Origin of the sequence: Chryseobacterium sp. 2TAF14, assembly GCF_052115105.1 — a bacterium.
GTDB lineage: Bacteria > Bacteroidota > Bacteroidia > Flavobacteriales > Weeksellaceae > Chryseobacterium.
Genome location: NZ_JBFRGA010000140.1, coordinates 1 through 7515, shown reverse-complemented (window position 1 = coordinate 7515; position 7515 = coordinate 1). Strand labels below are relative to the sequence as shown.

Here is a 7515-nt window from a genome sequence, read left to right as displayed (position 1 = left end):
TTGAAAGAGACTGTGAGTGTGTTTTGAGATTTTTGAGGAATTGAGTTTTTGAGGAATGAGGATATTGAGTGTTTTGAGTGTCGCTCCTATGGAGCTTTTATTATTGCTTAAAACATTTATTTGCTACAAAGGGGGCGCTCCGGAGGAGCGCTATCTTTATAGATCCATGTTTATATCAATATTTTAATAATTTTTTTCAATTCAAGCAAATTACAAATAGGGTATTTAAACAGCAATACAAATATTAGTTGAGCGATAAATACACAACATATAAACATATATATAACTATAGAACTAAGTAAAGTTATAAACTGTCATTATAGCCCGGATTGAACGGCATGTCTGAGCTCTTTTTGCTCACAAGGGAAAAGCATGGTGCAAAAAAGCGAGTAGTGAAAGCCGGAAATAGCTACTGAAAAAAGTATGAGAGTTGGAGAGTTTTGGAGAGTTGAAGTAGACTTATTTATAATAAAAATACCTCCGACATTTTCAGAGGTAAGGATATTTATTTATTTCAAATTTTTTTATAGTAGAATCAGAGGAAACGCTTGACCAGCACTTTATATATATAGTATCCGATTAAACAACCAATGGTATCGGCAACGATATCGAGTGTTTCCATTGACCTGCCGAGTTTCATTTCCTGCTGCAGAATTTCTGTGAGAAATGCATAAATCAATATAATTTGAAAGAAATACGAAAATCTGATTTTTGGAAAAGCAGCCATAAAGCAAAAACCTAAAGCCGCAAATATACTTAAGTGCAAAACCTTGTCAATTCCGTCAAACATAAAGAAATATTCGTGGTTCTCAACACCGGGACGCAAAAGCATATAAGTAAGAAATGCCCAATAAATGGGCAGTATCTTCATAAATATGTTTGAAATTTTATCCAATGATTGCTTGGTATTCTTCAGCAGATAGCAATTCTGACTGATCTGCATCGTCTGCAATTTCAAGCTTAATGATCCATCCGTCTCCATAAGGATCTGTGTTTAACAATTCCGGCTGATCTTCTAAAGCAGAATTAAATTCTGTAACTTTCCCTGAAATAGGCAAGAATAAATCTGAAACCGTTTTTACAGCTTCTACACTTCCGAAGACATCTCCTCCATTCACATCATCGTCTACTGTATCTACATCTACATAAACGATATCTCCCAACTCTCCTTGTGCAAAGTCTGTGATACCAATTGTAGCAACGTTACCTTCGATCTTTACCCACTCGTGGTCTTTAGTGTACTTTAATTCTGACGGTGTATTCATTTTATTTTTTTTATGTTGACAAATTTATTCAAAATAGAGATATACTCAAAGAAAATTTTTAACAAGTTGAGGGGGTAACAATTTATTCTGAATATTTTTTTATTGGCTTTTCTTGATATCAAATTTAAATTTTGTCAAAGATTTTAAGCTTTAACAAAATGTTTCATCACAAAAAAACAAAAGACACACAATACTGCGCATCTTTTATTCTTATTTAAATTAATTATTATTACCTACCAAATATAGTGATTGAAAGCTCACCATCCAATAGCTGTGAAATAAATAATCCCCTTCTTTTCAGAAAGGGATTATTTATTTATTGTATTTTAAAAACCTCCGGAATCACCAAAAGTGAATGTCGCAGAAATCCCGGCTCTGATTGTTGACAGCGGGAAAGCTGTTGAGATTTTGTATTTCGAGGTCATCTGCTCATAGAATAATCTTAAGTTCAGGTTTTCTGAAACATTGTAATCTGCAGAAAGTTTAATATTCATTAATCTTTGTCCGCCTGTAATCTGAGAATCATTCAATAAGATATTCATAATACTTGTCTGGCTGTCTCGCAGGGAAATATCACCACGGATATTCAAATCTGATCCTTTCGCTCTTGCCCCTCTCTGATTGTTGGTTCCCAAACGGAAGTTTCTTACAATGTATCCTAATCTTATTACATATTCTGTGTAAGCATCTTCGGTAAGAGAGTGGTTAACCAAACCTAAAATCATACTTCTTGTCTTGTTGTACTGCACCCCAAACTGCATATTGTTTCTCATCGTAACATCTACTCCGATAAGCGGTGAGAAAGATTCTGTATAACCAACCTGAGAGAATGTATAAGGATTGATATAGTTATCATTAACATCTCTTAAAGAACTTCCCGGATCATTTCTGCTGTTGAAATAATCGATATTCGACTGTATTCCCGTTGCCGTATAAGTTGCGGTATAACTGTGAAGAATATCAAATTTGCTAAATTGCCCGTTAATGATTGGAATATTTTTAAGTCCTGAATAGATAATCCTCCAGTTCGGAATAGGAAGCCCAGCTTTTTTGGGATTTCCTAAACGCTCAGGATTTTTACCTTCCATCGCAGCACGGAATGCCGGGATTAAAACATACGCATTCGAAATACCATATCCTTCTGTATAACCATCAGGATTTAAAACTCCGCCCATTTGTTGTGAAATCAATTGAGCATTTGCTCTGATCGCATCATAAATTGCCGTACTTTCTTTAAATGATGAATTGATAAGAACCGCAGTATTGGAATAAGAAACCATATCACTTGCAAACGTAAGATTCGGATTGGCATTTCCAAAATCATCTACATAATTGAATCCTGTATGTGAGAAATTTCTGTTGTAAGTCTGTAAAACATTAAAAGTTATATTAAAATCATTCATCGGAACGACCTGCAAATCTGCCCTGAATTCCCGTGTAAACATTTTCATATAAGGATCGATCATAAATGGTGAATCACTTACCCAGCCTCTTTCCATCGATAATCTTCTGATGTCTGCCTGAGAACCCAAAAGGAAACCTATGGAAGGACCACCCAAAGTCTGACCATAACCGTATCCATTCGGAGCAGACAATAAACCAGGAAGTACACTTCCGTTATTCTCGGTGTAAGTTACATTCAATTGCTTCATTGAAGTAAGTAAAAATGCCGCGCTTTGTAAAACGGAAAGCTTGTTTTTAAACTTATATTTTTTGTAAGTATATCTGTTTTTCTCCCAAGCCAGATTTACCGCATTGTTTAAAGAATCCTGCTCCTGTTTACGTTTTTGAAGCGTAGTAGAGATCTTTTTAAAATAATTGAACTGACCGAAGAATTTCGGAAGATCTGCAGTAGCATTTGCCGAAATAACATTGCTATTCTGCCCGATTGATCCTAAACTTCCTTCAGGACTTGCAAGGAGCGCTGTAGATCTTGCGTTCCAGTTATAGGTAAATCCGTAACCCAATTCTGCATCAATAAAATCAAGATAAGGAAGATACTGGAACGGTAATTTATAATTTAACTGCACTTTGTGATTATATAAAACCGGTCTTCCTGCTCTGAAAATATTTCCGAAGATGGAAGAATTATCCATCGTATTTACATCAACCTGGTCATTCAGCGTTCTTGTTGCCGAATTGATCTCAAGTTTTAAAGATTTAGTAAAATTAAATCCTAAACCATATTGCCATCCGAAGTAGAAGTTTCTGTTCTTCAAAGCTGCAAAATCGTCATTAAGATTTCCGCTGAGAATGGCATCGATATTTCTAAATTCAAGCTCGTTATAATTTCTGTCTAATTCAGTTCTGAAAGATAATCTTGTAGGAACCGGATTGATATTAAACTCTTTTATCCATCTCAGGTATTTTGTAGATTTTGCCGTATCGCTGATCATTTTATTGAATGGTTTTACCACCCAAGGTTTGAATGTATAGTTATAATCTAAATATCCTCTGAAATACTGTCTGTAATTTTTCTTGGTATAAATATCACGGTAATGGTCATCGTTATAAACCGCAGTTAATGAAAGGTTTTCTACATCATAAAACTTAGGTTTGCTGTCTGGTTTTACCCTTTCTTTATGCATATTTACGACACCGATACTTCTTTGCTGGGTGTACGTTCTTGCAACTTTTTTAAGCTCTTCTCTATTTGCCGCTTTGCTAAATTCAACGTCGGTGTCTAAAGGATTGTACTTAGGATCTTCGATGGTTTGAGAGTACGAGTAATTCAAAGGAATCTTCATTCCTGTTTTTTCAGGTAAGAATTTATCTACATTCACTGCCGTATTGATACTGAAAGCCGATTGTGTAGACTGACTTCTTTCTGCCGGTTTAGAATCTATATTTCCGAAACCTACAGATGAATAAGATGCACTTGTATTAACCGTAGCAAAATCTCCCAAGTTGAAATTCAAGCTCGCATTTCCTGCATAACCTCCATCGTTTTCAATTTCAGAAAGACGGATTTCGTTTACCCAAAGAACTCTCGTAATTGCAGTTCCTCCCCTATTTCCTGCATTTCTGACACCCACCATAATTGTTGTGATGTTTCCTAAACTAGGACGACCTTTAATATAGATTTTTTTAGATGTTTCACCGCCTCCAAATTCTGGGTCTTCAATTCTTTGTATAAGTTTATCAGGGAAGTTTCTGTCACGTCTTATTTTAGCATCTACGAAATCCTGAATATTAAAGTCTACTTCATTCTCAAATGGCCAAATCTCCATGGGTGCAGTTGCATTTTGTGGAGTAAGTTTTAATGCAGATTCATATTCATAATAGTTATCAGTAGCATCACTACCAAAACGAATGAAAAACTTGGTCTTATCATCAATTTCTCCTGGAGCTGCCGGATTTGTAGGATCTTGAGCATGTACAAAAAGTCTTAATTTTTTGTATCTTCTCATATCAAGGCTGGTATTTTTAAATACACCTCTTGCCTCATCAGCAACTAATTCTGTAGCTTTCAGATATAACGATGATTCGTTCTGTCTTTGTGCACCTGCATTTCCGCTAAGARCCTGTCTGTCAATTCCGGGCGGAAGTACATATGGAGGCTGGTTTAATGCATTTTCTTCAATGTTTACACTACCTACTTCAAAATTATCAATATTTTGTAAAACGGAACCTTCGTCGGTTGCAGGATCAGGAACTGTAGTTCCAACCGCAAACTTTGCAATATTTTTAGAATATCTTCTCCAATCGGATCTTACAAGATCCATTGTACCAAATCTCAAAGTGGATGCTTGATCGAAACCAGTTAACATTAATCTTGCAAATCTTACATTATTAAGAACTGCAGGATTTTTCTCACCTCCTAAGTTTGGTTTGCCTGAATTGTAATCAGAAACAGGAATTCTAAATAAATACCATTTTACATCATCAGTAGAACCATCCTGAAATGTTGCAGTGACTGTTTTTTGGTCAACAATATAATTACTTGTTCCCGTCACTAAACTTCCTGGATCCAAATCAACAATATACTCATTATAACTTTCTGTCTGATCCAGATTATAATCCTTATTGAYATCTTCTGCATCCGGAGTTTGTGAAGAAACTTCCAGTGAACCGCTTCGTGAATTTCCTTCCGGGCCTCTGAAATATTTGTATCGCTGAACAATAGATGAAGCCTGGCTTCCTGTAAATTTATCAGATAAATAAAATACAAAATCATCAACTGCAGGATCGGCAAGATTGGTTACCGGGTTTACAAATGTATTTCCGAACCTCATCGCTTCCTGATCAGAGCTTAAACCATCATACCCCAAATCCTGCGCAGTTCTGTCTGCACCTTCACTTGAAAACGCATATAAAATTGGCGGTTGTTTCGGCTGGATTCCCCAATTGGACGACGTAGTTGTTGACGGACTTCCGCCTGTAGGCAAACCGTTTTCGTACTGCATTAAACCGTCTTTCAGAATATCTTCAGAAACGTTTCCTAATTGTAGCAAAAGCTTAGGATTTGCCCCCAATGTATTTCCGTCTGCATAAGGATCCATCATCCAGAATTCTACATATTCAATATTTGAATTCACAAAATTTGTAACACTTATCGGGCGCATAATTCCCGCCCATCTTTGTGCAGTTGTTTCAGTTGCAGGATTGGCATTGTAAGGTCCTTTTTCCTGAGGGAAATAAGAAATATCAAAAGTATTGGTAAAAGTCTGCTCTCCTGCTACAAAATCTCTGTTATTGAAAATCTCCGAAAACTGCACCCTTCTTGAAGCGTGATTAGAAACTGATGCTGCAGTAATTCCCTGTGGAGCTCTGCCTCCAACGCCCCAAAATCTTGGATCGATGTTATACCAAGTTAGCAAACCTCTTCCATAACCATTAGTAAGATCATCATTAGTACCTGCTCCTGCAAAAAGCGGATTTCCCTGGCTTTTTTCCGGTTTGGAAGCTAAACTCCAAGCGGTAGGTTCTTTTAATGAAATTTTAGAAGTAGTCTGCTCAAAATCGTCGATGTAAGACTGATCATTTGTTCCTTTATTGATCCCCGGAATTAAATAAGCACCCTCCATTTTAAAGTTTAAGTTGGAAGGAGCTTCGGTATTGATTCCCGGTATTTTATCTGTTAATCTGGTAAGGAAAGGCAGCTGATTGTTGTACATCATATTTATTCCCGCCATTGTATTGTTTACAGCTTCCTGACCGTAATTTACTTTTTGAGTTAATGGCGATTCGGAATAATTAACAACAGTTCCACCGAAAATAAAGTTTTCACTTACTCTTCTTTCTAAATTTAAACCTAAAAATCTTTTTCTCTGAGTATTAAACGTCAGCTGATTTTCTAATGAAATATTAATTGCCTGACCCGATTGTTTTACGGTTTCGTTAATGATGGTAACGGTTCCCAACATATAATCTACCGTATAATCGATACCTTCTRTAAGCTGTACTCCGTTTGCAGAAACTTTTACAGAACCTTGAGGCACGTTTACTGCTCCTAAAGCAATTCCTTGTCCCTGAGCTCCTTTATAACGACCTTCTATGGTATATCGCAACGCAAGATTACTTTGGCTTGCCTGCTGTTTCTGCTGCGTATAAAGATCTGAAAATACATATTGCGGATTACTGCTTCCTAAAACCTGCGCCATATAACTTCCGAATGGCTGTACTTTGGTAAACATGATCCTTCCCAGATCTTTTCTGATGGTAATTCCTTCCACAAAGTCGAAAACACCGTCACCCAAAACACCGTCATTGGCTTGTAAGTCACCGTTTACGTTAAGCCTATCCCAGTTGAAAAGTTTTAGCAAATTGGTTCCCTCAACAGAAGTACCGGGTAAGTAATTTACTTTACCTCCCGTTTTGGCGTCACGATAATATACATTTAAAATAAAACCGTCTCTGTCTACCTGAGCTGCATCTAAAGAATAAAAATTCTTCATCATCAGATTCCACATTGGTGAATCTACTCTTGTATTGCTGTTTGATCTTAATAGCTTTGTTACAAGCACCGGACTTTCCTCGGAAAATTCCCCTACTTTATAAACTTGATTGGTTCCGTTTACGGTATATGAGAATGATACAGCTAATAACTGGTTTTCATTTAATTTTTGATTTAAAGAGATATACCCTAATTGCGGATGATAGGTATATTCATTGGCATCCATTCTTCTGGCTTTGGTACTTAAGACGAAATGCTCTCCGTTTTCATAAGGTTGTGCACTTCCTGCAAATGTCTGTCCCTGAAAGTTTGTCAGATAATTTTTTCCCTGTTCTCTAGGTGATCCAATTGCAT

Annotated in this window: 3 protein-coding genes; all 3 read right to left on the bottom strand. The window is 36.5% G+C overall.

Features of this window, described 5'->3' with window-relative positions; translation table 11 throughout:
* Positions 1 to 535: 535 nt before the first annotated feature.
* Positions 536 to 871, bottom strand: a complete 336-nt coding sequence (locus tag AB4Y90_RS13160) for a VanZ family protein (RefSeq protein WP_441558023.1) — start codon at positions 869 to 871, stop codon at positions 536 to 538.
* A gap of 16 nt (positions 872 to 887) precedes the next feature.
* Complete coding sequence (gcvH, locus tag AB4Y90_RS13155) at positions 888 to 1265, bottom strand: glycine cleavage system protein GcvH (RefSeq protein ID WP_441558022.1); 378 nt, start codon at positions 1263 to 1265, stop codon at positions 888 to 890.
* 326 nt (positions 1266 to 1591) lie between these two features.
* On the bottom strand, positions 1592 to 7515 hold a 5924-nt coding region (sprA, locus tag AB4Y90_RS13150), incomplete at its 5' end, for a cell surface protein SprA (protein ID WP_441558021.1).

Bases quoted from the DNA above. Each gene is read 5' to 3' on its own strand.
- AB4Y90_RS13160 (WP_441558023.1), bottom strand. From the start codon at position 871: ATGAAGATACTGCCCATTTATTGGGCATTTCTTACTTATATGCTTTTG.
- gcvH (WP_441558022.1), bottom strand. From the start codon at position 1,265: ATGAATACACCGTCAGAATTAAAGTACACTAAAGACCACGAGTGGGTA.